Below are 24,131 nucleotides of genomic sequence, written 5' to 3'. Positions count from 1 at the left end.
TAACCTTAATACTATACCACAAAAATTCTGGCACATTCGATAAAATTAGCGTCACAACGTTAATTTAACAGTTTGCGCCTGTGGTAAAGTTAATCCCGCTGAACATAATTCTGCAATACTTGCTTCCTTTATTTTCTTTAAAGATCCAAATTGTCTTAAAAGCTTATTTCTACTTTTTGGACCAATTCCCTTAATTGAATCAAGCTTACTTGATAAGGCATTTTTTGCATGTGTACGCCGATGAAAAGTAATGGCAAATCGGTGTACTTCATCCTGAATCCTAGTCATTAGATAAAATCCTTGTGATTTAGGATCAAGTGGAATCAATTTCATGGGTATGCCATTAATTGGGTCGCCATAAAGCAGATGATTTGTTCGGTGCTTATTATCCTTAACCATACCAGCAACCGGTATTTTTAAATCCAATTCATTACGCAAAATATCCTGGCAAGCATCAATTTGAATTTGTCCACCGTCCATTAAGATGAGATCAGGCATTTTTTTATGTTCACGTAAAAGGCGACTATATCGGCGACGAACAACTTCACGCGTATTACGAACTTCATCACCCCCGTTTTGATGTTCAACTTCACCTTTTAATTTATACTTTCGATATGAATTTTTATCAGGTTCTCCGTCTTTAAAAACCACTAGTGCTGAAACTGGATCTGTTCCTTGAATGTGGGAGTGATCAAAGCTTTCAATTACATGTCCATAGGGCAGAGTCAAAGCATCAAAGATTTCTTTTTGTGCCCCCTTAGTCTTACGGTTATCAAGTTCTAACAATCTAAACTTATCATCCAATTTAAGTTTAGCATTTTCCTTTGCCATTTTTAATAATGCTTTCTTTTGTCCTCTGATGGGAGTTCTAACTTGAACTTGTAAAACTTCACCTAAGGCTTCATTATCAATTCCAGTTGGCACTAAGACTTCTCTTGGTAATACTCTATTTTTTTGACCATAAAATTGCACAATAAATGAAGTAAATGCATCTTCGGGGTCACTTTCATCAGTTAAGGGATACATTCTTGTTTCGCTTCTAAGTAACTTAGCCTGTCTTAAAAAGAAAATTTGAATCGCAATCCATGATTTATCTACATAAAAATTAAAAATATCACGCTGAGTACTGTCATTAGAAATTATTTTTTGCTTTTCGACTGTTTCTTCAATATATGCGAGTTGATCACGAACTTCTGCTGCTCGTTCAAATTCTAAATTTTCAGCAGCTTTACCCATTCTCTTATTTAAATCTTGTTTTACTGCTGTTATGTCTCCATTTAAAAAACTTTTGATTTTTTTAATTTGTGCTCTGTATTCTTCTTTGGGAACTTCCTTAAAGCAAGCCCCTAAGCACTGCCCCATATGATAATATAAACATGGTCTTTTCTGTTTACCATTGCACCTTCTTAAAGGAAAAAGCTTTTGAATAAATTTTAATGTTGCTTGTGCCGCATAAACATTAGGATATGGACCAAAGTAATATCCACCATCCTTACGCACAATACTAGTTAACTTAGTTTGAGGATCGCGTTCATTAGTGATTTCAATATAAGGATAACCTGTTCCTTGTTTCAACTGTACATTATAGTAGGGTTGATATTTTTTAATTAAGGTAACTTCTAATAGAAATGCTTCTTTATCCGTTGATACAGTGATAATGTCATAATCTCGAATTTCACGCACTAATTCAGCCCTACGTCCAACCTGTTTACTCTTAAAATACGACCGAACGCGGCTCTTCAGATTTTTTGACTTACCAACATAAATAACCTTACCGTTTATATCTTTCATCAAATAACAGCCTGGCTTAGCAGGCAAAAGCTTTAATTTATTTTCAATTAATTTTGTTGCCAAAAACTCACTTCCTTATTTGCTGAATCAATTTTATCACAAACTTTCTTTCTGGGAGCCTGGATAGGGTTTTAAATTAGCAATTACTTTACATAATAATAATTATTTCTAATAATAAGTTAGCACTAGCCGAATCTTTCTTTTTTTATTATAATAAGACAAACGAAAGGAAGATAATTATGGGATTAACTTTTAAAAAGCAAGACAATTTAGAAAGATTATTTGATAAGTTTGCTACAGTTCCTGAAGATAAAAAAAAGAAAAGCAATAAAGATAAAAAAAAGGCAAAATAAAAATGGCTCATTAATGGGCCATTTTTATTTACTTTAGTCTTACAAATATTGTTCAATCCAAGTCCATACTTCTTTAACATGCGTTTTTTGCACAGAGCTATAAGTTAATACACTAACATTAGCATGAGCTAAATCAAAATTTTTCTTTAGATTGGATATAACTTTATTTTGCTGACTTTTCTTTACTTTATCAATTTTTGTACAAACTACCAAAATTGGCAATTCAAGAACTAAGGCATAGTTATACATCGCAACATCGTTTTTAGTAGGTTCATGCCTTGAATCAACTAAAATAATCAATCCCTTTAAGTTTTCTCTAGTTTCAAGGTAATCTTGAATCATTTCGCCAAATTTTTCTCGTTGTGCCTGAGAAACTTTCGCATAGCCATATCCTGGAACATCTACTAAATAAAAATCTTGATTAACAATATAAAAATTTAAAGTTTGTGTTTTCCCAGGTTGTGAAGATGTTCTAGCTAAATTTTTGCGTCCTAATAATGAATTAATCAAACTGGACTTTCCAACATTAGAACGACCCGCTAAAGCAATCTCACTTAAATTATCTTGAGGATACTGTTCTTCTTTAACTGCACTAATTGCATAGTCACTACTCTTAATGATCATTTACAACCTTAATTTCTTCTTTAAGTGGCTTACCACTTTCTTTTTTTCTAACAACTCGAGGTTCAGCTTGCTTAGTAATCACATCTTCAGTTATTTCAACTCTTTCAATATCTGTCTCACTAGGTATTTCATACATAATGCTCATCATTGCATTTTCAATAATTGTTCTTAAACCACGCGCACCCATATTACGTTCAATTGCCAAATCAGCAATTGCTGTTAAAGCACTATCTGTAAATTCTAGTTCAACATCATCAAGAGAAAATAATTTTTTATATTGTTTTACCAAAGCATTTTTGGGTTCTGTTAAAATACGAACTAAATCTTTATTATCTAATTTATTTAGGGTAGCTACAATCGGTATACGTCCAATAAATTCTGGAATTAAACCAAATTTAACTAAATCACCAGTCGTCAAGTGCTCTGTCCATTCTTCATCTTGTATTGAATTTAACTTACTTTCTGCACTAAAACCGATAACTTTTTTACCTAACCGACCTTTAACTATCTGTTCTATCCCATCAAATGCTCCACCAACAATAAATAAAATATTAGTGGTATCAATCTGAATCAATTCTTGTTGGGGATGTTTACGTCCACCTTGTGGTGGAACTGAGGCAATAGTGCCTTCTAAGATTTTTAAGAGCGATTGCTGCACTCCTTCACCAGATACGTCACGTGTAATCGATACATTTTCAGATTTTTTAGAAATTTTGTCAATTTCATCTATATACACAATTCCACGTTGCGCTCTTTCAATGTCGTAATCAGCATTTTGCAATAACTTTAGTAAAATATTTTCAACATCTTCACCAACATAACCAGCTTCTGTTAAAGTTGTTGCATCTGCTATGGCAAATGGAACATCCAGAATACGAGCCAAAGTTTGAGCTAAATAGGTCTTACCTGAACCAGTAGGCCCAATAAGAGCAATATTTGATTTTTGCAATTCTGTTGAAGAATCAATATCCATCTGGGTAATCCGTTTATAATGGTTATAAACAGATACTGACAAAATTTTCTTGGCTCTCTCTTGCCCAATAACATATTGATCAAGCTGCTTCTTGATTTCCATCGGCTTTGGTAAGTCTTTTGCCTCTTTTAATGAATCTGATTTCAATTCATCGTCGATAATTTTTTTAGATAAATTAACACATTCATTGCAAATATAAACACCATTACCAGCAATCATTTTTTTAACTTGATCTTGTGTTTTATCACAAAAGGAGCACTTAATTTCTTCTTGATCAGTAAATTGTGATGCCATTCTATTCCTCCTTATGTCTACAAGTTTAAGAGTATCATAAATATGTTAGGTACTTGAATTATTTGCTTGTAGAAAAATAAAAAGGTAGTTAAATAAACTACCTTTCTACTTTCGATTTAAGTTCTATTTGTTGTCTGAACTCTTATCGTCGTCATTAATCTTGGATTTAGCAACTTGTTTTGCATTGTCAGTGACAAGATCAATTGCCTTACGAATATTGATATCGTGTGAAAGCATGTCATCAGTTAAAGTATTACGGACAGTCTTTTCATCCATATTGTACTCTTTTGCAAGCTCTTTAATTTCGTTATCAATCTCTTCTTTTGAGGCTTTAATATCTTCTTTTTCAACGATTGCTTCAAGAACTAGGTTAGTCTTAACTCTTTCTTCTGCATCCTTGCTAAACTGTGAACGCAATTGTTCTTCAGTAGTTCCAGTTAATTTATAATAAGTTTCTGGATTAATGCCTTGACGTTGCATATTACCTAAATATTGATTCATTTGAGTATTAACATCTTCTTGAATCATCGTATCAGGTATTTCTTTAATCTTTGCATTGTTAACTGCTGCTTCAATTGCGGCTTGCTCAATCGCTGATTTAGCTTCTTCTTCTTTTTTAGCTTTTAAATCTTTCTTGATTTTTTCTTTTAATTCATCAAGCGTTTCAACAGAATCATCAATATCTTTAGCAAATTCATCGTCTAATTTATGAAGTTGCTTTGATTTAACTTCATGAATCTTTGTAGCAAAATGTGCTTCCTTACCAGCTAAATCTTTTGAACCATAGTCTTCTGGGAATGTTACTACAACGTCTACATCATCACCAGCCTTATGACCAATTAGTTGATCTTCAAAGCCAGGAATAAAGGTATTTGAGCCAAGTTCAAGAGCGTAATCATTAGCTGTTCCTCCATCAAAGGCTGCGCCATCTACTGTACCCTTATAATCAATAGTTACAGTGTCACCTTTAGCAGAAGCATCTTTCTTAAGCACAAGTTCAGCATTCTTCTGGCGATCTTGCTCAAGTTCATTCTCAATATCCTTAGCATATACCCGCGTATTTTGTTTAGGAACTTCAATACCCTTGTAGTCACCTAATTCAACTTCAGGCTTAACATTGACAAGTGCTTTTACACTCCAGTCCTTACCCTTTTCCATTGAAACAGGGATAATTTGTGGTTGCCCTACTGCTTCAATGCCAACCTCTTTAACTGCAGTAGCATATGCAGTTGGAAGAACCATATTTAACGCATCTTCATATAATGCTTCTTCACCATAATATTGATTAAAAATTACTCGAGAAACATGTCCTTTTCTAAAACCAGGAACACGTAAATTATTTTTTACTCGCTTAAAAGCTGAGTCTAACCCACGCTTAACTTCAGCTTGGGGAATATCAAAAGTAAGTTCACCGTTATTTTCACCAGTTTTATTCCAATTTACAGACATTAATTAAATACCTCCAATGTCAAGTATCACTTCATCGTACATACTAAATTATCTTACATTAAACGATTGAAAAAAACAAATTTAGGCAAAAAAAGATGTACTTCTATGAAGAAGTACATCTTTTTAAACTGTCCTTTTATGAACTAGTCAAGGATTTCAGTAACCTGACCAGCACCAACAGTACGACCACCTTCACGGATAGTAAACTTAGTACCCTTTTCAATGGCTGCTGGTTTAATTAAGGTAACAGTAAATTCTGTGTTATCGCCAGGCATAACCATTTCAGTACCTTCTGGCAATTCGATTTCACCAGTAATATCAGTAGTGTGGAAATAGAATTGAGGACGGTAGTCTGAGAAGAATGGAGTATGACGTCCACCTTCTTCCTTCTTCAGGACATAAACTTGACCCTTGAACTTGTTGTGGGTTTGAATTGAGCCAGGTGCAGCTAAAACTTGTCCACGAACAACTTGGTCACGGTCAATACCACGAAGCAATACACCAACGTTATCACCGGCTTCACCAGAATCTAAAGTCTTGTGGAACATTTCCAAACCAGTAACAACTGACTTGATAACCTTTTCTACTAAACCAACGATTTCAACTTCATCGCCGACCTTAACAGTACCACGGTCAATACGACCTGAAGCAACAGTACCACGACCAGTAATTGTAAATACATCTTCAACTGGCATTAAGAAAGGCTTATCAGTTTGACGTTCTGGGGTTGGAATGTATTCATCAACAGTATCCATTAACTTCATAATAACGTCTTGTTGTTCCTTGTCACCTTGTAAAGCTTTCAAAGCTGAACCACGGATAACTGGAATGTCGTCACCTGGGTAATCATATTCTGATAACAAGTCACGAACTTCCATTTCAACCAAGTCAATCAATTCTGGATCATCAACTAAATCAGTCTTATTTAAGAAGACAACGATGTAGTTAACACCAACTTGACGAGCAAGTAAAATGTGTTCACGAGTTTGTGGCATTGGTCCATCAGTTGCAGCAACAACTAAAATGGCACCATCCATTTGAGCAGCACCAGTAATCATGTTCTTGATATAGTCGGCGTGTCCTGGAGCGTCCATGTGAGCATAGTGACGCTTTTCAGTTTCATACTCAACGTGAGCGGTATTGATAGTAATACCACGTTCTTTTTCTTCTGGTGCAGCATCGATTTCTGAATAATCTTCAGCTTTAGCCAAACCTTTTTCTGATAAAACTTTAGTAATAGCCGCTGTTAAAGTGGTCTTACCATGGTCAACGTGACCAATAGTACCAATGTTTACGTGTGGCTTCGTTCTAACGTAATGTTCTTTTTCTGCCATTAAAATGACCCTCCTGTAAATTTGCAAGAAGTCCGTTGAGATAATAACGGATAGTTCTCTGTTGAATATTGTACTACTTTCATGGGCAAATGCCTAGTATTTTAATGCATAGAGCCATGCCTAATGAAAACATCCTTTGCTATTATACTAAATGTTTTCAAAAAGTAAACCCCTTTGTTTAAATTATTTAGGCAAATTAAGTTCGATTGTTTCGAACAGCTTTTGATTACCCCTACCATCGTGGTTATCAATGTAAGAAGCAATATCGCTAGCGAAACTATCAGGCTCATCAACGTACTTATTTATCATAGGATAAAGACTACCTAAAATCAAGTTAACTTCAGCTAAAACTACTGGTAATTGACTTGGCCGATGATAATATTTTGCTCCTATGCCCGATATTACTTCACGATATATTGGCTCATCTTTTAATAAATTAGTATCAGCTGGAATAAATTTCACTAAATTACCTAGAATGACTACGCTAATCTTATCTTTCAAACCAAGCCGTACAAAATCTTCACAGAGTGCTATTCTTACTGCAAAGTTCAAAGTTGGATCAACTAACAAACTTTGTGCAAAAAATTTAAAATTAGCTAAGCTTAATTTAAATAGTTGCTGATAATCATATTGCGTAGGCTGTTGTAGTTGCTTAAACTTAAGCATCAATTCTTGTTGTTCAGTTATGCTTACTGGTTCAACAGAAATAGCTAGTTCTCCTTTGGTCAAATTAGTTACTTCAAAAGCTTCAATAGCAAAATGATTAGCCTTTAAAATTTTACTATATTCAGTAAAAATAGTTTTATCTGAAAAAAGATCTCTTTCTTCTTTAATCAAACTATATGCAGCATATTCCTGCTTATCTTTTAAATATAATTCACAAAGCATTAAAACTATTTCTTGACTTGAGCCATCACGTAGTGCTTCTTCTAAGTTTTGAATGGCTAGTGTCACATTGCCATCTAACTCATTTTTTCTTGCAAGCTGCAATAAATTTTTTTGACTTAATGTAGTCATAATTAATCTTTCTTAATAATTCGCTTGCCAGATTTATTTACATCAACTGAGTGGTAATCGTTATTTTTGCCGTTGCGTTTTTGTAAAGCTCGGTGTCGGTTTTGGTTAACTTCCATTACCACCGGTAAAACAACCGGTCGCCGATTAGTTTTTTTGTACAAAAACTTCTCTAAATCATTGCGTACATCCTGTTTGATTTCAGTCCAATCAAACTTTTTATGTTCAAAATTATTTTTAATTGTGCTTTTAATTAACTCAACACTATCCTGCATCAATTGTCGATTTGCTTTAATATAAACGAAACCTCTACTAGTAACTTGAGGTTGAGCTATAATTTTTTTCTTTCGGCGATCAATAGTTACTACTGCAATAAAAATCCCATCATCAGAAAGAACCTCCCGGTCACGTAGCACAATATTACCTACATCTCCAATACCAGAGCCATCTATCATGATATCATCACCTGGAACCGGGTCAGTCAAATAAAATTTAGCTTGTTTAAAATCATAGTTTAAACAATCACCATTACGCGTAACTATTACATTTTCCTGACTTATTCCTGCTTTAACTGCTAAGTCTTTATGGGCTTCAAGTAAGCGATATTCACCAATAACTGGTATTACAAATTTAGGCTTGAGGATACTAATTAACATTTGTAAATCGGTCCCTGTAGCATGCCCACTCGTACTTTTAGCACGCCCTAATTCAATAACCCTTCCACCTGCTTGATAAACCATATCACTGGTTTGTGCTACTGTTGTTTCAACTGCATGAGAAGGAGTAGTTGCAATAAAAACGAGATCTCCGGGATGAATGGTAATCATCGTATGGCGCTTCTTGGCCATATTCTGTAATGAATTAAGGGGCTCGCCCATTTGACCTGTTTCAAGGATAACCACTTTATTTTCTGGTATTTCCTTTAAGTCTTTAACACGTATCAAAAGCCCCTTCGGCACTTTTAAATAACCTAAGCCCATCGCTGTACGGACAATTTTGGCAACATCTCGGCCTGTTAACAACACTTTTTTACCAGTTCTATAAGCAGCATTTAATACTTCCTGTATACGAATCAAATTAGAAGCTTTGGCTGCAACAATCACTCTTCCCTTTGCATTACGGAAAACATTAGTCACATATTCGCCAATTTCTTGTTCCGAAACATTTGGTAAGGTGGCTTCAGCATTAGAAGAGTCACTTAACAAAGCCAAGACATTTTTTTGTGAAATTTCTGCCAATCTATCTAAATCAGTCCGATAATTTGGTGCTGCAGATAAATCAAATTTAAAATCACCGGTATAAACTATCTCACCCGCATTTGTATGAACATCAATTCCTAAAGAATCTGGAATTGAATGCGTGGTGTGAAAGAAAGAAATATTAGAATTTTTAAATTCAATTTCTGTATCTGCATCAATCACATGAAAAAGACTTGTCTTTAGACGCTTATTTTCACGTTTAACTTTTATTTTTGCTAATTCAATTGTGAGCTGCGAACCAAAAACCGGAATATCATACTTACGTAATATATATGGCAATGCCCCGATAGAATCAGCATGTCCATGTGTTAAAAAGATGCCAACTACCTGATCACTATACTGCTCAAAAAAATCAAGATCTGGGATAACCAAATCAATTCCAAACAAGGTACTATCAGGATATTTTAAACCAGCATCAAGAATATAAATTTCGTCATTTACTTGGACAGCAAACATGTCTTTTCCTTGCTCACGTACGCCGCCCAAAATCATTAGTTTAACTTGATCAGTCATCATATTTCCTTTTCTATTGCTATTCAATTGTTATTTTATGGATCATTACGATCACAACGTAAAAAAGTGTCTTTTTTCATTCTAGCATAAAAATTAATGATGAGAAAAATAAAAAGTCAGTTCCTAGTTCGAACTGACTTTTTATTTTATTAAATTAACGACGTAAACCAAGCTTCTTAATCAATTCACGGTAGCGATTAATATCATTATCTTGCAAATAACGAAGCAAGTTACGGCGATGACCGATCTTTTTCAATAAACCAACATATGAGTGGTGGTCATGCGAATGATTACGCATATGTTCAGTTAAATTGTTAATATCTGTTGTTAATATTGCAACTTGAACTTCTGTTGATCCAGTATCACCTTCATGAGTCGCAAACTTTTTAATAATTTCATCTTTTTCTGCTTTTGAAATTGCCATAATATTTCACCTTTCATTAAATAATTGCCGTTAACAACGTTAACCGTCAGGTGTGAGCGTGCAAACAGCGTTAACGGTTCACAACAATAGTATAATACAGATTATTTTTTTAAAAAGCAAGTATAAATTAGCTTGCATCTGCAATTATTCTTCAGTATAATTTACTAAGTGAATTTACGATTATTGGAGGTGAATTTTATGCCACAAATCAAGTCAGCTATTAAACGTGTTAAAACTCAAGACGCTACTAGAAAGCGCAATGCCGCTCAATTGAATCAATTAAGAACTGCTGTTAAGAAGTTCAAGGTTGCTCAAGCTGCTGGTGCTGAAAACGCCTCCGAATTACATGTTGCTGCTGCCCGTGCATTAGATAAGGCTGCTTCAAAGGGTCTTATTCATAAGAACAAGGCTAGTCGTGACAAGAGCCGCTTAGCTAAGTTAGCCAAATAAACTTGTATAACTAAATTAAAAAGCAAGAATGAGTTCATTCTTGCTTTTTATATGCTTAAAATAAATAATTTCAAAAAAACACTTTCCCGATATTGACCATTTTTATAATTGAAATCTAGCTCAATCGCCTGCTCAAGCAACTTTTCTATCTGAGTAACTGCAAATTTATTGCTAAGGGCCACCTTTACCCGATAGGGATGTACCCCTAGTGTTTTAGCAATTTCCATTTCCGTTCTGCTTCGCTGCTGTAAAATTTTGACTACCAAAATTAATTCTAACTGATTTTCAAAAACAGCAAGTAGTTGGATGGGATTAGTTCCTTCACGCAACTGATTTTCTAATCGATCAATTGCTTCTTGATAATCATGTTTTAGTGCAGCTTCCAAAATTGCAAAAATATTTTGTGCCAAAGAAAGGTCAATATTTTTTTCAACTAATTCAGATGTAATTTTGCCATTATCTGCAACTAGCTTTAACTTATTAAAATTACTTAGTGCAGTATCTAAAACTTGATCACTTCGTTCAAGTAACAATTGTAATGCTGATCTTGAAATTTCATAACCCTGGGTATTCATAATTGCCTGAATTATTTTCCCAACTTCGTAACTTTTTACTGTGGTATCAACAACATTAAACTTATTTAAGACAGTTTTCGTTAACTTTTTGCGTCGATCAAGTTTGTCATACGAAGCAACTAGCACAACAATATCATCTAGCTGCTCAATATTAGTAAAAATTTTTTGTAGTTGGTCCGTTTGCTTTTTTAATTTTTGTGGAACCTTAGCCTTTAAAAAAAATGGATTTTTCACCAAAATTACCTTTTTCTGACTAAATAGACTTGATTCAGTTAAATCAGCTATCAACAAATCTAGCCCATCATTTTCACAATCAATAGTTAGATAGTCAAAGCCAGAAAAAGCTTCTTCATGTGTAAATGAGGCAGCCAAATAATCATTTAAAAAGGCATCATTTCCCGTAATCAGCGTTTGCGGATTATTCTTACTTGAATTTTTAAATAAAGAAAGTAAAGTCATCGCTACTCACCATTATCAAAACCTAAAATTTGGTATAAATCTAATTAATCATATCATAGTCTACTGTTGAAACCCACGCCTAATTTATGATGAAATAAAGTATATATTCAAAATCAGAATTTAGCCAAGTTAATAAAACGGCAATATTGCTAACTTATTTTTACTTTAGAAAACGATTAAATTTAGGTTTAGTAAACTTACCATATGTCCAAGAAATCATACCGCAATCCTGTGTTGAAACCCAGGGAATGCCTAATTTTTTAAGTGTAGCAATAGTTTCTACATGAGGATGTCCAAAGCGATTATTGCGACCAGCTGAAATAAAGACAATTTCTGGCGCTAATTTATGTAAAAAATCAGGATTAGACGAGGTTTTACTACCATGATGACCTAATTTGAAATAATTAGCCTGTAAATTATATTTAGCCATCAACTTTTGTTCACCTTCTTGGTCTAAATCGCCGGTAAATAACCAGCTTTTATTTGCAACTTTGAAAAAAATTGATAAGCAATCTTTATTTTCGCCTTGTCCCGGTTTAAAGGGATAAACGATATTAAATTTAATTTGTGGTTCCTTAATTTCTTGTCCCGCTAATAATTGCACTAACTGATTCAATTTTATGCGCTTTTCTATACGCTTTTTAAAAGAAGGATTAGCCATCAACCCTTGTGCAAAATATAATCTTTCGACTGGAATTTGACTCATAAGTGGTCCTAAATCTCCAATATGGTCAGTATCCTTATGCGTTACAAAAATGCCATTAAGTTTGCTAATTCCCTGAGCTTTTAAAAAGGGAAGCGTAATTTTATTGATTTGTGGTTGCACTTTTTGCTTACTAAAATTAAGCTTACCACCAGTATCTATCAGATAAGCTCTCCTAGGAAAAGGCGTTGTAATTAAAATGCTATCTCCTTGCCCAACATCAATAAAAGTTACTTGACCAGTTAACGGAAAATGAATTATTAAAAACAAAATCAGGTATAGCCACCCTATACTTTGAAAGAGCCACTTTCGTTGCAACCGATTAAAATATGGCTCATTCTGATCAGACAGTAAAATTATTGTTAAGCTAATTAGCAGTAGGCATTGCCACCAATTGATTTTACCAAAAGTTAATAGGCCAATTTTAGAAGCCGATAGGCTACCGATTTGTTGCTCTCCCAGCATTAAAATTTTTTCAAAAACCGTACTCATGCTAGGTACAAGGCTAAAAGTTAGTAAATTTATAAAAGTAAGTGGCAGTATAATGTAGTTAAAATAAGGCACAATCAACAAATTGAAAATTACAGTTAATAGATTTAACTGGAAAAAGAAGAGTAATAGCAAAGGGGCTAAAAAGATATTTAATAATAATGACTGTTTAAAATTAGGTAGCTTATCTGTAATAGCCAAGCCCAAACTAAGTACATAACTTAAAAGAGCCCCAGCTTGCATCATTAAACGTGGATCAATTAATAAATGGACTAAGCATGTCAGCCCTAGTAAGTCTAATTTAGTAATTGGAAAGCGATGAAATTTGAACATCTGGCTTAAAAAATAAGATAAGCTGGCCCGAATAAAGCCTGCTTGGTAATTACTAAAAAAAATTCCTCCTAATAAAAGTGGCACACAGCAAGCAAAAGTTTCAAATTCTGTTAATTTAAAATAGCAGCAGATAGTGCTAATAAGTATAGTATATATGCCTACATGTAACCCTGAAATACTCAAGATATGAATAACGCCAAGATCGCGATAATTATCTAGAATCGGCTGATTAGCTTGACTAGGATTTTCCCCTAATATCAACTCACTACTAAAAAAGCATAGTAATTGTGGCATTTTTTTAAAATAAGACTGTAAACAAAAGCGTAAATAATGTAAATAATTTATCATTCCAGCTACTCGAGTTTTAATATGACAACTCTTTAAATTAATCTGCTGCGTTATATTTTTTCCTAAGTAATATTTACGTAAATCGAATTGACCATAATTAGTTGCTTGATCAATTTTTTTAACTTCCCCATTAAGCTTAGTTAAAACTACTTGATAGCCACGCTCCAGTTGCTTTTTTTGCATATCCGTAATAGTTGCTGTTACTAAAACTGGGGTCCCTTTTACCTTACCTACCCCAGTAAGCCAATTATCCTTTAAGTTTACTTGATCAGGATAAAGTTCAATTGAAGAACTACTAGTAAGGGAAAAAGTTGGATGGTGCCTGTTTAAAGTTACACTTACAGCTGCTAAAATCAAAAATAATGCTAATACATTTTTTAAAGCTGAATATTTTTTTAATAATAAATAAATAAAATATAATCCGAATAAACTACAAACAATTGTTTGTTCTATTTTGAAACACTGATATATTAAAAAACTCAAGTCAATAAATAAGAGCGCAGTAAGTAAAAAAAATCCTGGCTGTAACTGCTGCCTAAATTTCCAGTTGATTTTTAAGTGCTGCAAAAGTTTTATCTCCAATACCTGAAACTTGCTTTAAATCTTCAATTCTTTTAAAAAGACCATTTTTTTGACGATAAGCAATTATTTGCGCTGCCTTTTTTTCACCAATTCCAGTTAGCTTTTGTAAATCCTGTTCGTTTGCAGTATTGATATTTACTTTCCCCGTAGCCGATTGATTAGAATTAGTAGCTGCTACTGCGGTCGCAGAGGTACTTGCTGCTTCACCTTGACTTGAATTTGCAGAAATAATTATTTCACTTATTTTGATTTTCTCACCTTTATATGGAATGTGAATCTTGTCTTGATCTTTTAAAATTAATGCTCGATTTACATTCTTTAGCTGGGCATTGCTTACAATTCCACCTGCTGCCGTTATTAGTTCCTGTAACCTTGCACCATTTTTTAAAGTATAGACTCCTTGGTGCTTAATAGCACCTGAAATATCGCAAGTTATATCACTGTTTCTTGCTACAAATTGCGGCTTATCAACTTCATTCTTCTGCTGTTTTTGCTTATTTGAAGCACTCTTTTGAACATGTGTTTGTTTAATACCCAACTGGTCATCAACGGTTGGTGCACGATTTTCATATTTATTCCAAAATACAATAAAAATAAAAATTACCCCTATAATGACGTATTGCTTATGCTCAATGAGCCAATCCCTGATCTTTTCCCAATTCATTCCTCTTTCCTCCTTAAAGTTATATACGAAAAAAAAGCTCAGAATTTTTTCTGAGCTTTTTTTAATAATTATTTGTCAAATAGTTTATTGCATCATCGACTGTGTGCACTGGAACTATTTTCATTTTAGTCCCAATTTTTTGGGCAGTTTTTTTAGCAACTACATAATTACTTTCAGATTGTTTAACGACCGAAGTATCCGTTGGGGCAAAAAACACTTCCGCTCCAGCTTTATCAGCAGCCACAACTTTTTTGTCTACTCCACCAATGACACCAACTTTACCATCAGGTGCAACTGTACCAGTACCCGCTATCTTATGTCCCTTAGCTAATTTACCTTGAGTAAAAATTTCATAACTTGTTAACGTAAACATTAAGCCCGCTGATGGTCCGCCAATTTCACCAGCATCAATTTTAAGTTTAGGCTTGGTAGTTACTTTAATGTGTTCAACTAACTGAATGCCAATTCCGGCCTTGCCAGTGCCGGCAACTTTAACAATTTTCCCAGAAAAAGTATAGTACTTTTGGTTTCGTAAAACTTTAATTTTAACTTTTGTACCAATCTTTTTCTTTTGAAAGTATGACATCATTTCTGCAGTTGAGTGAAAATTATGCTGATCAGCGCCCAGGACTGTATCGCCAACTTTAAGTTTATTTTTAAAGCTAGAATTCTTTTGCACTTGCATCACATAGACGCCTTCATAATTTAACTTTGGCCTTAACTTAGCTCTTTTAGCGGCATAATAAATGGCATTCTGCTGACTAGTTTGCATATACCATTTTTGTAATTCTTGATATTGACTATTTGTAGCATTGCCTAATAGCTCATCTTTGGGTACTCTAGTAGCAAATTTTTGGGTGTAACTTAGCAGATATTCAAAAACTGATGCCGGTTGACTAGTTTCACTAACCGTAACTAGATAAAAATTTTGGGGTACTTTTTTTTGGCTTTTAATAAAGTGATTAGTGGCCACAGCCTCACCAGGCATTTCAATATAATAATTGGTTGGCCAACTTAAGCCAATAATTATTGCCAATATTGCTAGAATTGAAAATAGCCATTTAATTGTAGATTGCTTACCTTTTTTATTTTGTTGCTTCGTATTACTCATTATTAGTTGACCTCATTTTTTTCTTCAATTCCCGAGCAGCAGTTGCTGGTAAAAATGATTCAACTTCTCCCTCAAACCGCGCAACTTCCTTAACGATACTTGAAGCAATAAAACTTTCTTGAGGTTGAGTAAATAATAAAATTGTCTCAATTTCTGGTGCCAACACTTTATTCATGGCTGCAATTTGCTGTTCATATAAGAAATCCTCTGTGTTTCGTACCCCGCGAACAATTACCGTCGCATCTAATTGACGTGCAACATTGACTGTTAGTTGGTCAGGTCTTTTGATAACTTGAACGTTGGATAAATTACTTATTGCATCTTCAACCAGATTTACTCGTTCATCAGGTGAAAAAAGATAATGTTTAGCAGTATTAGTCATTATTAATACATCTACTTGATCGAATAACTTAGCTGCCTGCTTAATTATTCCAACGTGTCCGTTAGTAACTGGATCAAAACTGCCAGGAAAGAGTGCTTTAGTCATTATTTTTCCTTTCGATAAAAGCTAACTATCGTTCGTCCTAGGTGATGTTGTTTTTCCAAACTAAAGCCACTAACTTCACCTAAATTACTTCCTTCATCTGTTTCTGCTACAACAACCGCTTGTTCAGCTAGCAAATCTAATCTAACCATTTTTTGCATATCAGCACTGATTTGCTGCTTAGCATAGGGGGGATCCAAGAAGACCAAATCAAATTTTTGTCCCTTAATAGAAAATTGCTTAAGTGCTAAATTACTTGACATTTTATACACATCAAATCGGTTTTCCTCACCAGTCAAGGCGACATTTTTCCGAATTATCGCGACTGCTTGATAGTTAATATCGACAATTGCTGCGTGACTATAGCCACGTGAGACTGCTTCTATTGCTAATGCGCCGCTACCGCCATATAAATCCAATACTTGCCCACCAGCAAAAAATTGGCCTAAACTGTTAAATAACGATTCTTTGACTTTATCACTTGTAGGCCTAGTTTTTTGACTCTTCAAAGTAAATAAATTTCGTTTTGCAAATTTACCAGAAATAATTCTCATCGCTAATTTTCCATATCTTTATTTTTTTCTAATTCTTCTCCAGCAGTCTTAGCCATTTCACTTATTTGTTGTTCAATATGCTTACTGTCTAGATTAATATTATCTGCCATAGTTTTTTCAATACAATTGACAAAATCCTGAGCCTCTAATATTGTAATTATCTTTTCCACATCATTTTGATTGACATATAGAATACAATAGCGCAATTTATTCGAAGAATAAACAATATCACCGAAACGACGTAACTTATATTGATTACTTATGGAATTAAGATAAACAATTAGTCCTTGTCTCGAAGTTAACTGGGTATTAGCCAGGTCTTGATTAACACTCATCTATTATCTATTTCCCTTCTTATCTTTTCGTTAGCAGCTATATTAAGAGCAAGTCCTATTGCCGTAGACAAAACAATTAAGGACGACCCCCCATATGAAATAAATGGCAATGTAACTCCTGTAATCGGTAATAGTCCAATAACTGCGCCAACATTAAATAATGTTTCAGTAAATATAATTGTAGTAATTCCAAAACACACTAGCGCATTAAATTGTGACTTAGCCTTTATTCCAACTTCCATAATCCGCCACATTAAATAAAATAATATGCCTAATACCACCAAAGCACCAATAACACCTAGTTCTTCAGCTACGATAGATAAAATAAAGTCAGTATACGGTTCCGGTAAATAGCCTCTTTTTTGCATACTATTACCTAGACCAACACCAAACAAGCCACCATTGTGAATAGCATAATAGGAATTAACCAATTGAGCGCCACCCTTTTGCTCAAGTTCAAATGGATGCATAAAAGACATTAGTCGTTGATATTGATAATTATCTTGTAAGAATTTAGGATTCCAATGAATAATTAAAAAAACTAGTAAAGTAACAGTTGCAGCAATACTAAATAAAAAAATCAACGCATTTTTAACCGGAATTCCTGATAAAGAGAACATAACAATGACTATCATTGCTAAAATTGCCGTACCGCCTAAATCCGGTTCAATAACTACTAAAAACATCATAAATGCGGCTAAAATTGCAGGTCGATATAAGTTTTCAACAATATTACCCTTACTAAAACTGCCATCGTGTCGATCTAAAAAATAAGCCAAATAAATGACCAAGGCTAGTTTTGCAATTTCTAGTGGCTGTATTTTGATTACTTTTAGATCAATCCAGCCAACTGCCCCATTAACGGCAGCGTCAGAACCTTTAATAATCTTTAAAGCAATTAAATATAGTAATAAAATCAAGCTGATTTCTAAAAAGCAAATAACAAATTTGCGCTCTTTGAAAATTTCCAATTTTAAAAAGAAACTTAAGCTAGCAAAAACAAAAATAGCAATTATGGCATACCAAGCTTGCCGTATACCATAAAAACTTGGCTTAAAACCATTCACTAACATAATGTTTGAACTAGCAGAATATACCATAATTATCCCAAAAATAACTAGCAATAAATATGGTACCAAAATCGAAAAATCAAGATGATGTAATTTTTGGCGCACAAGTAGACCTCCTATTAAGTAAGTTGTCTCTGTAATTATAAAACAAAAAAGACACCACTTCATTAGTGAGTGCCTTTAATATTGTTACTTAATTACGATTACGCTTTTTATCAGCCTTTTGTCGTTCAGAAGTATTTAAAATCTTTTTACGAAGACGAATAGATTCTGGAGTTACTTCACAATATTCATCATCATTTAAAAATTCAATTGCTTCTTCTAAAGTCATATTCTTCGGTGTTCTAATTGCAGCCGCATGGTCCTTACCAGCTGCCCGCGTGTTAGTTAAATTCTTACCCTTAATAACGTTAACTGCAATGTCGCGATCACGTGAAGACTGACCAACAATCATTCCTTCATAGACTTCAACACCCGCACCAATAAATAACTCACCACGTTGTTCAACGGTTTGTAAAGAATATGTAGTTGACTTACCTTGACTGATTGAAACTAAAGCGCCGTTTTTACGTCCAGGTTCCCAATTCTTTACCACAGGCTTATATGAATCAAAACTGTGGTTCATAATGCCATAACCACCTGTTTGCGACATGAATTCGTTGTTATAGCCGATTAATCCGCGCGATGGAACCAAGAAATCTAAACGAGTTTGGTTATTGCCGGTTGAAGCCATATTCTTCATTTCACCTTTTCTTTGGGAAAGAGAATCGATTACCGAACCAACATATTCATCAGGAGTATCAACTTGAACTGCTTCAAATGGCTCACACATCGTACCATCAATTTCACGGTAAATAACCTTTGGCCGGGATAATTGTAATTCGAAGCCTTCACGACGTAGCTCTTCAACTAAAATGGAAAGGTGTAATTCCCCACGTCCAGAAACTGTCCAGGCATTAATTTGATCTGTGGGCTCAACTTTCAATGAAACATCAGTCCGAGTCTGTTTAATTAGTCGATCTTCTAATTTCTTTGGGGTAACTTTATCACCTTCACGTCCAGCAAAAGGTGAATCACTAGCAACAAAATCCATTTGTAAGGTTGGTGGATCAATTTTAAGAAATGGCAATGCTTCAGGTTCTTCAGCTGAAGCAATTGTTTCTCCAACAAAAATATCATTAATACCACTAATCGCAATAATGTCACCAGCTTTGGCTTCAGTTATTTCATTACGCTTAAGCCCAAAGAAACCGAATAATTTAGTAACACGGAAATTCTGACTTGAACCATCGCGCTTCATAACTGTGATATTATCGCCTACTTTAACTTGACCGCGGTAGATACGACCTACACCAATACGGCCTACATAATCATCCCAATCAAGCATTGTAATCTGGAATTGTAATGGCTCATCAACATTATCAATAGGAGCTGGGATTGTCTTAATGATAGTTTCAAAAATTGGATCCATCGTTTCTTTTTGGGTTGAAAGATCTTCATCATAAGAAGAAGTACCATTTAAAGCTGAGGCATAAACAACTGGAAAGTCTAATTGCTCATCGTTAGCACCGAGTTCGATAAATAATTCAAGTACTTCATCTAATACCTCTTTCGGACGAGCTCCTGGACGATCAATTTTATTGATAACGACAACAGGTTTAACACCAGCTTCCAGTGCCTTCTTCAGAACGAAACGAGTTTGCGGCATTGTACCTTCATATGCATCAACTAAAAGTAAGGCACCATCAACCATATGCATAATTCGCTCAACTTCACCACCAAAATCAGCATGTCCTGGTGTATCCAAAATATTAATGGTAGTGTCACCAAATTTTACCGCAGTATTCTTAGATAAAATAGTAATACCACGCTCACGTTCAATATCATTTGAATCCATTGCTCGGTCTTCTATAGTCATGTGTTCAGACAGAGTATCAGATTGCTTCAACAATTGATTAACTAAAGTGGTTTTACCATGGTCAACGTGAGCTATAATGGCTATATTTCTAATATCGTTTCTTCTTTTTTCTGACAAAAGTATTCCTCCTCCACTCCTCAATAAAAAAACTGTGACGTGGTCACAGTTTCGGCGGCACGTCAAAAACATGCTAATCGAAGTGTTTCATATCTGTATATTTACGCTCATTGATTTTAACACCTAACTATAACAACGGTCAACGTTTATCCCTCTTTTTCAAATCAAAATTTTAGTATAGAATAAAAACAGGACAAATTAGCCTAACCTATGTTAAAAATATAGATATATAAATTTTTGTGAAAGAGTGAATGTAATTGATTTTAATGAAAGACATAACCCGTGATGGCAATCCAGTGTTGCGGAAAGTAGCTGAACCTTTATCCTTCCCTTTAAGTGACCACTATAAAAAATTAGCCGACAGAATGATGGAATATTTAATTAATTCTCAAGATCCCAAAATTGCTCAAAAACACCAATTACGTGCTGGTGTTGGTTTAGCTGCACCACAAGTAGGAGAAAGTGTGCAAATGGCCGCTTTACTTGTACCCAATAATGAGGGCGAAATAGTTTTTAAAGACACATTTGTTAATCCGGAAATTTTATCTGAATCTGTTCAACAGGCTTGTTTAAGTGAAGGGGAAGGCTGCTTAAGCGTTGACAAAGTAATTGATGGCTATGTGCCTCGTCCTGACAAACTAAAAATAAAATATTACACAGTTGATGGAACTGAAAAAATAATTAATTTAAAAGATTACCCTGCAATTGTTGCTTCTCATGAAATTGAACATTTACGCGGACATTTATTTTATGATCGAATTAATAAACAAGACCCATTTAAACTAGCTGACGATACTGTCATTGTTTACTAATTAAAGCCGCCAATACTAAGATCTTAGCCTCACAGACTCTAAGTTTTATACTTGTATCAGGCGGCTTTTTTAATTAATCCTGATAACTTGTTTCTATACTTGAAATAACAATTATGGTAGAATCTTACTAGCTGTTAGATACCTTGAGTATCTACATTAAGAACGTTTTTTAAAAAATATTAAGGAGAATACAAATATGATCTACAAAGTTTTGTATCAAAAAGACAAGGTTGTCAATCCTCGACGTGAAACAACCCAAACTCTTTATTTAGAGGCAGAAAATATGGTTACGGCTAGAACAATGGTTGAAGACAATACCCCCTATAATATCGAACTCATCCAAGAATTAGCCGGCAATTCACTGCAATACGAAAAAGAACACGCTGATTTTAAATTAACATCTTTTGAAAGAAAGTAAGAAGTAATTTAAGTGCGTATTAAAAATAATGAAGTTGCTATCGTAGCAATCGGGGGGTTGCACGAAATTGGCAAGAATATGTATTGTGTTCAATACCAAGATGAAATCGTCATTATGGATTGTGGTATTAAATTCCCTGAAGATGATTTACTTGGTATTAATTATGTTATTTCCGACTATTCCTATCTAATCAAAAATCGAAAAAAAATCAAAGCACTGGTTGTAAGTCACGGACATGAAGATCATATCGGAGGAATACCTTTTTTACTTGAAAAAATACCCGAAATTCCTGTTTATGCTACCCCATTTGCTCTTGCTTTAATCAAAGGTAAATTAGAAGAGCACGGAATCTTACGAACAACAGAATTGCATGAAGAACATGAAGATACTGTATTAAAATTCAAAAAATTATCCGTTAGCTTTTTTAGAACTACTCACTCAATTCCAGATACCTTGGGAATTGCTGTGCACACTCCATTAGGTGCGGTTATTTTTACAGGTGATTTTAAATTTGATTTAACTCCTGTTATGAACCAGCCAGCACCTAATTTTCAACAAATGGCTCAATTAGGTAATGAAGGAGTGCTAGCTTTATTATCAGATTCAACCAATGCCGAAGTAGCCCAATTTACTAAATCTGAACGGTTTGTAGCCAAATCATTGCATGACATTATTACAGGTATCCATGGCAGGATTATCTTCGCTACCTTTGCCTCGAATCTTTATCGCGTATCAACTGCAATTCAAGCAGCAATTGATACGGGACGTAAAGTAGCAATCTTTGGTCGAAGTATGGAGAATGGCGTACAAAATGGCATTGATTTAGGCTATCTTAGTGTTCCTGAAGGGCTAATTGTTGATGCTAATGAAATTAATCATACTCCACCTGATGAAGTAATGATTTTATGTACTGGTTCCCAAGGTGAGCCATTAGCTGCCCTTTCTCGAATTGCAAATGGAACTCATAGACAAATAAGTCTGCAACCGGAAGACACTGTTATTTTTTCTTCAAACCCAATTCCTGGAAATACGCTTAGTGTTAACCACCTGATTAACAAATTAATGGAAGGTGGAGCTACTGTTATCCATGGACGAGTAAATAATGTACATACTTCTGGCCATGGTGGGCAAGAAGAATTAAAAATCATGGTTAGATTGACTAAGCCTAAATATATGATTCCAGTTCATGGTGAATACCGCATGCAAGTAATTCATACCGAACTGGCACAAGCTGCCGGGATACCAGCAGACCACACTTTTGTTTTAGAGAACGGCGAAGTAATTTGTTTTGGACCAGAAGGTTCACGAATTGCTGGACACATTCCTGCTGGAGATGTTTATGTCGATACATCCGGGACAGCTGATGTGGGGAATGTAGTGGTTCATGATCGCCAAGTTTTATCAGAAGATGGTCTAGTTGTTGTAGTTGCCACTGTTGACTATAAGCATAAACGAGTTTTAGCAGGACCTGATGTTTTAAGTCGCGGCTTTGTTTATATGCGTGAATCTACTGATTTAATCAGTCAGACACAAAAACATATTTATCATATTCTTAAAACTGAAATGGATAAAACTGAAAATCCCAAAGATAGTATTATTCGTAAGGCAATTGTTGATAATCTTTCTGATTTTTTATATTCAAAAACTAAAAGACGACCGATGATTTTACCAATGCTAGTTGAAAAGAAGTAAAATTTCTGATTTTGCTTTAAAAATAAGGATTAATGAACAAAAAACTAAGATTACACCTGCTTGTTAATGAAACTGCCGGTAACGGACGAGCCAAAAAAATACTTTATCAATTGGTTTTGCTCTTAATAAATGAAAATATTGATTTTGATATTAAGAAAAGTACCTATGCGGGACAAACGATTAAACTTGCTCAAGAATACGGTAGCAATATACATAATGAAGGTGAAGTACTAATAGTAATTGGTGGTGATGGTTCACTTAATGAGGCACTTAATGGGATTAAACGCTCAAGCAATCCCGAGACCCCCTTTGCTTATTTACCTGCTGGAACTGGTAATGACTTTGCCCGAGCAGCTAAGTTATCTTCTGATCCGAAACTTTTGTTGCTACGCTTAAAGAAAAGCCTAATACCCGATAAAGTTGATTGTGGCTCATTTCAAATAGATGGTCATCTTAATCAACTTTATTATTTTGCCAATAGTTTTGGCATTGGTTTTGATGCATGTGTTAATCATTTAAGCAATATTTCCGAATTAAAAAAAATCTTGAATAAGCTAGATAAAGGTAAGCTTGTCTATGGCCTAAATATTTTATTCGGCTTGCGTAAACAAGACACTTTTAATGTTGAAATTAAGAGCGATCATCAACAATGGTATTATCAAAAAGCTTTTTTAGTTACTACAACTAACCATCCTTATTTAGGGGGTGGTATTCCCCTATTACCTAGTGCTCGAATTGACAATCATAAAATTGATACCGTAGTCGTTGAAAAATTTGGTCTAAATAAATTAGTCAAACTTTTTATTAACTTATTAAAGGATGGTTCGCATATTCACGATCCCCAATTTCATTATATTGAAGCAGAAAAAATTACCGTCACTGTCAATAAAAAAGAGTTTGCACAGGTCGATGGTGAAGAAGTTAAGCTTAACTCTTTTAAGCTAGAATTTGCCGTCAAGCAATTTAACTTGTTCAGGTATTAAAAAATA

The 24,131-nt window shown here is 34.4% G+C and carries 23 protein-coding genes; 6 read left to right on the top strand and 17 right to left on the bottom strand.

Annotated elements, in window-relative coordinates; translation table 11 throughout:
* Positions 1–51: 51 nt before the first annotated feature.
* On the bottom strand, positions 52–1,854 hold the full coding sequence (gene uvrC, locus F5ESL0230_RS03570; protein WP_122021615.1) for an excinuclease ABC subunit UvrC: 1,803 nt from the start codon (positions 1,852–1,854) through the stop codon (positions 52–54).
* 176 nt (positions 1,855–2,030) lie between these two features.
* Between uvrC and F5ESL0230_RS08620 the strand changes: the two genes are divergently transcribed.
* A complete protein-coding gene (locus F5ESL0230_RS08620) occupies positions 2,031–2,144 on the top strand; it encodes an SPJ_0845 family protein (RefSeq protein WP_255409262.1) in 114 nt (37 codons plus the stop codon).
* A gap of 39 nt (positions 2,145–2,183) precedes the next feature.
* Here F5ESL0230_RS08620 and yihA read toward each other — a convergent pair whose 3' ends face one another.
* From yihA to rpsO, 7 genes are all read right to left on the bottom strand, one after another.
* Positions 2,184–2,768, bottom strand: coding sequence for a ribosome biogenesis GTP-binding protein YihA/YsxC (gene yihA / locus F5ESL0230_RS03565; RefSeq protein ID WP_122021614.1), 585 nt, complete (start codon positions 2,766–2,768; stop codon positions 2,184–2,186).
* Complete coding sequence (gene clpX, locus F5ESL0230_RS03560; RefSeq protein WP_122021613.1) at positions 2,758–4,035, bottom strand: ATP-dependent Clp protease ATP-binding subunit ClpX; 1,278 nt, start codon at positions 4,033–4,035, stop codon at positions 2,758–2,760. Before clpX ends, yihA begins: the two co-directional genes overlap by 11 nt.
* 123 nt (positions 4,036–4,158) lie before the next feature.
* Complete coding sequence (gene tig / locus F5ESL0230_RS03555; protein WP_122021612.1) at positions 4,159–5,484, bottom strand: trigger factor; 1,326 nt, start codon at positions 5,482–5,484, stop codon at positions 4,159–4,161.
* Positions 5,485–5,627: 143 nt separating this feature from the next.
* Positions 5,628–6,818 carry an elongation factor Tu gene (tuf, locus tag F5ESL0230_RS03550; protein ID WP_090091838.1) on the bottom strand — a complete coding sequence of 397 codons (1,191 nt, stop codon included), beginning with the start codon at positions 6,816–6,818 and terminating at the stop codon, positions 5,628–5,630.
* Positions 6,819–7,001: 183 nt separating this feature from the next.
* Positions 7,002–7,835 carry a tetratricopeptide repeat protein gene (locus F5ESL0230_RS03545; protein ID WP_122021611.1) on the bottom strand — a complete coding sequence of 278 codons (834 nt, stop codon included), beginning with the start codon at positions 7,833–7,835 and terminating at the stop codon, positions 7,002–7,004.
* Positions 7,836–7,837: 2 nt separating this feature from the next.
* On the bottom strand, positions 7,838–9,604 hold the full coding sequence (locus F5ESL0230_RS03540) for a ribonuclease J (RefSeq protein WP_122021610.1): 1,767 nt from the start codon (positions 9,602–9,604) through the stop codon (positions 7,838–7,840).
* 154 nt (positions 9,605–9,758) lie between these two features.
* Positions 9,759–10,028: a 30S ribosomal protein S15 gene (gene rpsO / locus F5ESL0230_RS03535; RefSeq protein WP_090091833.1), complete on the bottom strand. Its 270-nt coding sequence runs from the start codon at positions 10,026–10,028 to the stop codon at positions 9,759–9,761.
* Positions 10,029–10,226: 198 nt separating this feature from the next.
* Between rpsO and rpsT the strand changes: the two genes are divergently transcribed.
* The gene (gene rpsT / locus F5ESL0230_RS03530) at positions 10,227–10,478 is read left to right on the top strand and encodes a 30S ribosomal protein S20 (protein ID WP_090091831.1); all 252 of its coding nucleotides are present in this window, start codon (positions 10,227–10,229) and stop codon (positions 10,476–10,478) included.
* A 47-nt stretch (positions 10,479–10,525) separates the two neighbouring features.
* On the opposite strand, the gene holA is transcribed toward rpsT, so the two are convergent.
* From holA to typA, 9 genes are all read right to left on the bottom strand, one after another.
* The gene (gene holA, locus F5ESL0230_RS03525; RefSeq protein ID WP_122021609.1) at positions 10,526–11,512 is read right to left on the bottom strand and encodes a DNA polymerase III subunit delta; all 987 of its coding nucleotides are present in this window, start codon (positions 11,510–11,512) and stop codon (positions 10,526–10,528) included.
* Between the two features lie 160 nt (positions 11,513–11,672).
* A complete protein-coding gene (locus F5ESL0230_RS03520; protein ID WP_122021608.1) occupies positions 11,673–13,952 on the bottom strand; it encodes a DNA internalization-related competence protein ComEC/Rec2 in 2,280 nt (759 codons plus the stop codon).
* Entirely contained in the window at positions 13,921–14,631 is a 711-nt protein-coding gene (locus F5ESL0230_RS03515) for a helix-hairpin-helix domain-containing protein (protein WP_122021607.1), read from the bottom strand. The genes F5ESL0230_RS03520 and F5ESL0230_RS03515 overlap by 32 nt, the downstream gene beginning before the upstream one ends.
* Positions 14,632–14,692: 61 nt before the next feature.
* The gene (locus F5ESL0230_RS03510; RefSeq protein ID WP_122021606.1) at positions 14,693–15,742 is read right to left on the bottom strand and encodes a SepM family pheromone-processing serine protease; all 1,050 of its coding nucleotides are present in this window, start codon (positions 15,740–15,742) and stop codon (positions 14,693–14,695) included.
* Complete coding sequence (gene coaD / locus F5ESL0230_RS03505; RefSeq protein ID WP_122021605.1) at positions 15,735–16,229, bottom strand: pantetheine-phosphate adenylyltransferase; 495 nt, start codon at positions 16,227–16,229, stop codon at positions 15,735–15,737. Before coaD ends, F5ESL0230_RS03510 begins: the two co-directional genes overlap by 8 nt.
* A complete protein-coding gene (gene rsmD / locus F5ESL0230_RS03500) occupies positions 16,229–16,780 on the bottom strand; it encodes a 16S rRNA (guanine(966)-N(2))-methyltransferase RsmD (protein WP_122021604.1) in 552 nt (183 codons plus the stop codon). The genes coaD and rsmD overlap by 1 nt, the downstream gene beginning before the upstream one ends.
* A gap of 2 nt (positions 16,781–16,782) precedes the next feature.
* Complete coding sequence (locus tag F5ESL0230_RS03495; protein WP_118896430.1) at positions 16,783–17,115, bottom strand: YlbG family protein; 333 nt, start codon at positions 17,113–17,115, stop codon at positions 16,783–16,785.
* Positions 17,112–18,290 carry an FtsW/RodA/SpoVE family cell cycle protein gene (locus tag F5ESL0230_RS03490; RefSeq protein WP_122021603.1) on the bottom strand — a complete coding sequence of 393 codons (1,179 nt, stop codon included), beginning with the start codon at positions 18,288–18,290 and terminating at the stop codon, positions 17,112–17,114. The genes F5ESL0230_RS03495 and F5ESL0230_RS03490 overlap by 4 nt, the downstream gene beginning before the upstream one ends.
* A gap of 88 nt (positions 18,291–18,378) precedes the next feature.
* Positions 18,379–20,220, bottom strand: coding sequence for a translational GTPase TypA (gene typA / locus F5ESL0230_RS03485; protein ID WP_090091814.1), 1,842 nt, complete (start codon positions 20,218–20,220; stop codon positions 18,379–18,381).
* A 257-nt stretch (positions 20,221–20,477) separates the two neighbouring features.
* On the opposite strand from typA, the gene def reads away from it, so the two are divergent.
* The 4 genes from def to F5ESL0230_RS03465 all read left to right on the top strand — a co-directional run bounded on the left by def (position 20,478) and on the right by F5ESL0230_RS03465 (position 24,125).
* Positions 20,478–21,032: a peptide deformylase gene (gene def / locus F5ESL0230_RS03480; protein ID WP_122021602.1), complete on the top strand. Its 555-nt coding sequence runs from the start codon at positions 20,478–20,480 to the stop codon at positions 21,030–21,032.
* A gap of 196 nt (positions 21,033–21,228) precedes the next feature.
* The gene (locus tag F5ESL0230_RS03475) at positions 21,229–21,450 is read left to right on the top strand and encodes a DNA-dependent RNA polymerase subunit epsilon (protein ID WP_122021601.1); all 222 of its coding nucleotides are present in this window, start codon (positions 21,229–21,231) and stop codon (positions 21,448–21,450) included.
* A gap of 12 nt (positions 21,451–21,462) precedes the next feature.
* Positions 21,463–23,142, top strand: a complete 1,680-nt coding sequence (rnjA, locus tag F5ESL0230_RS03470) for a ribonuclease J1 (protein ID WP_122021600.1) — start codon at positions 21,463–21,465, stop codon at positions 23,140–23,142.
* 32 nt (positions 23,143–23,174) lie between these two features.
* Positions 23,175–24,125 (top strand): diacylglycerol kinase family protein, encoded by a 951-nt coding sequence (locus F5ESL0230_RS03465; RefSeq protein ID WP_122021599.1) that lies wholly within the window; start codon positions 23,175–23,177, stop codon positions 24,123–24,125.
* The last annotated feature ends 6 nt before the right edge of the window (positions 24,126–24,131 follow it).

It is taken from the genome of Lactobacillus sp. ESL0230 (assembly GCF_003692805.1).
In the GTDB taxonomy this organism is placed as follows: domain Bacteria; phylum Bacillota; class Bacilli; order Lactobacillales; family Lactobacillaceae; genus Lactobacillus; species Lactobacillus bombicola.
The sequence above is the reverse complement of the archived record's forward strand: the minus strand, read 5'-3'. Positions and strand labels throughout refer to the sequence as shown.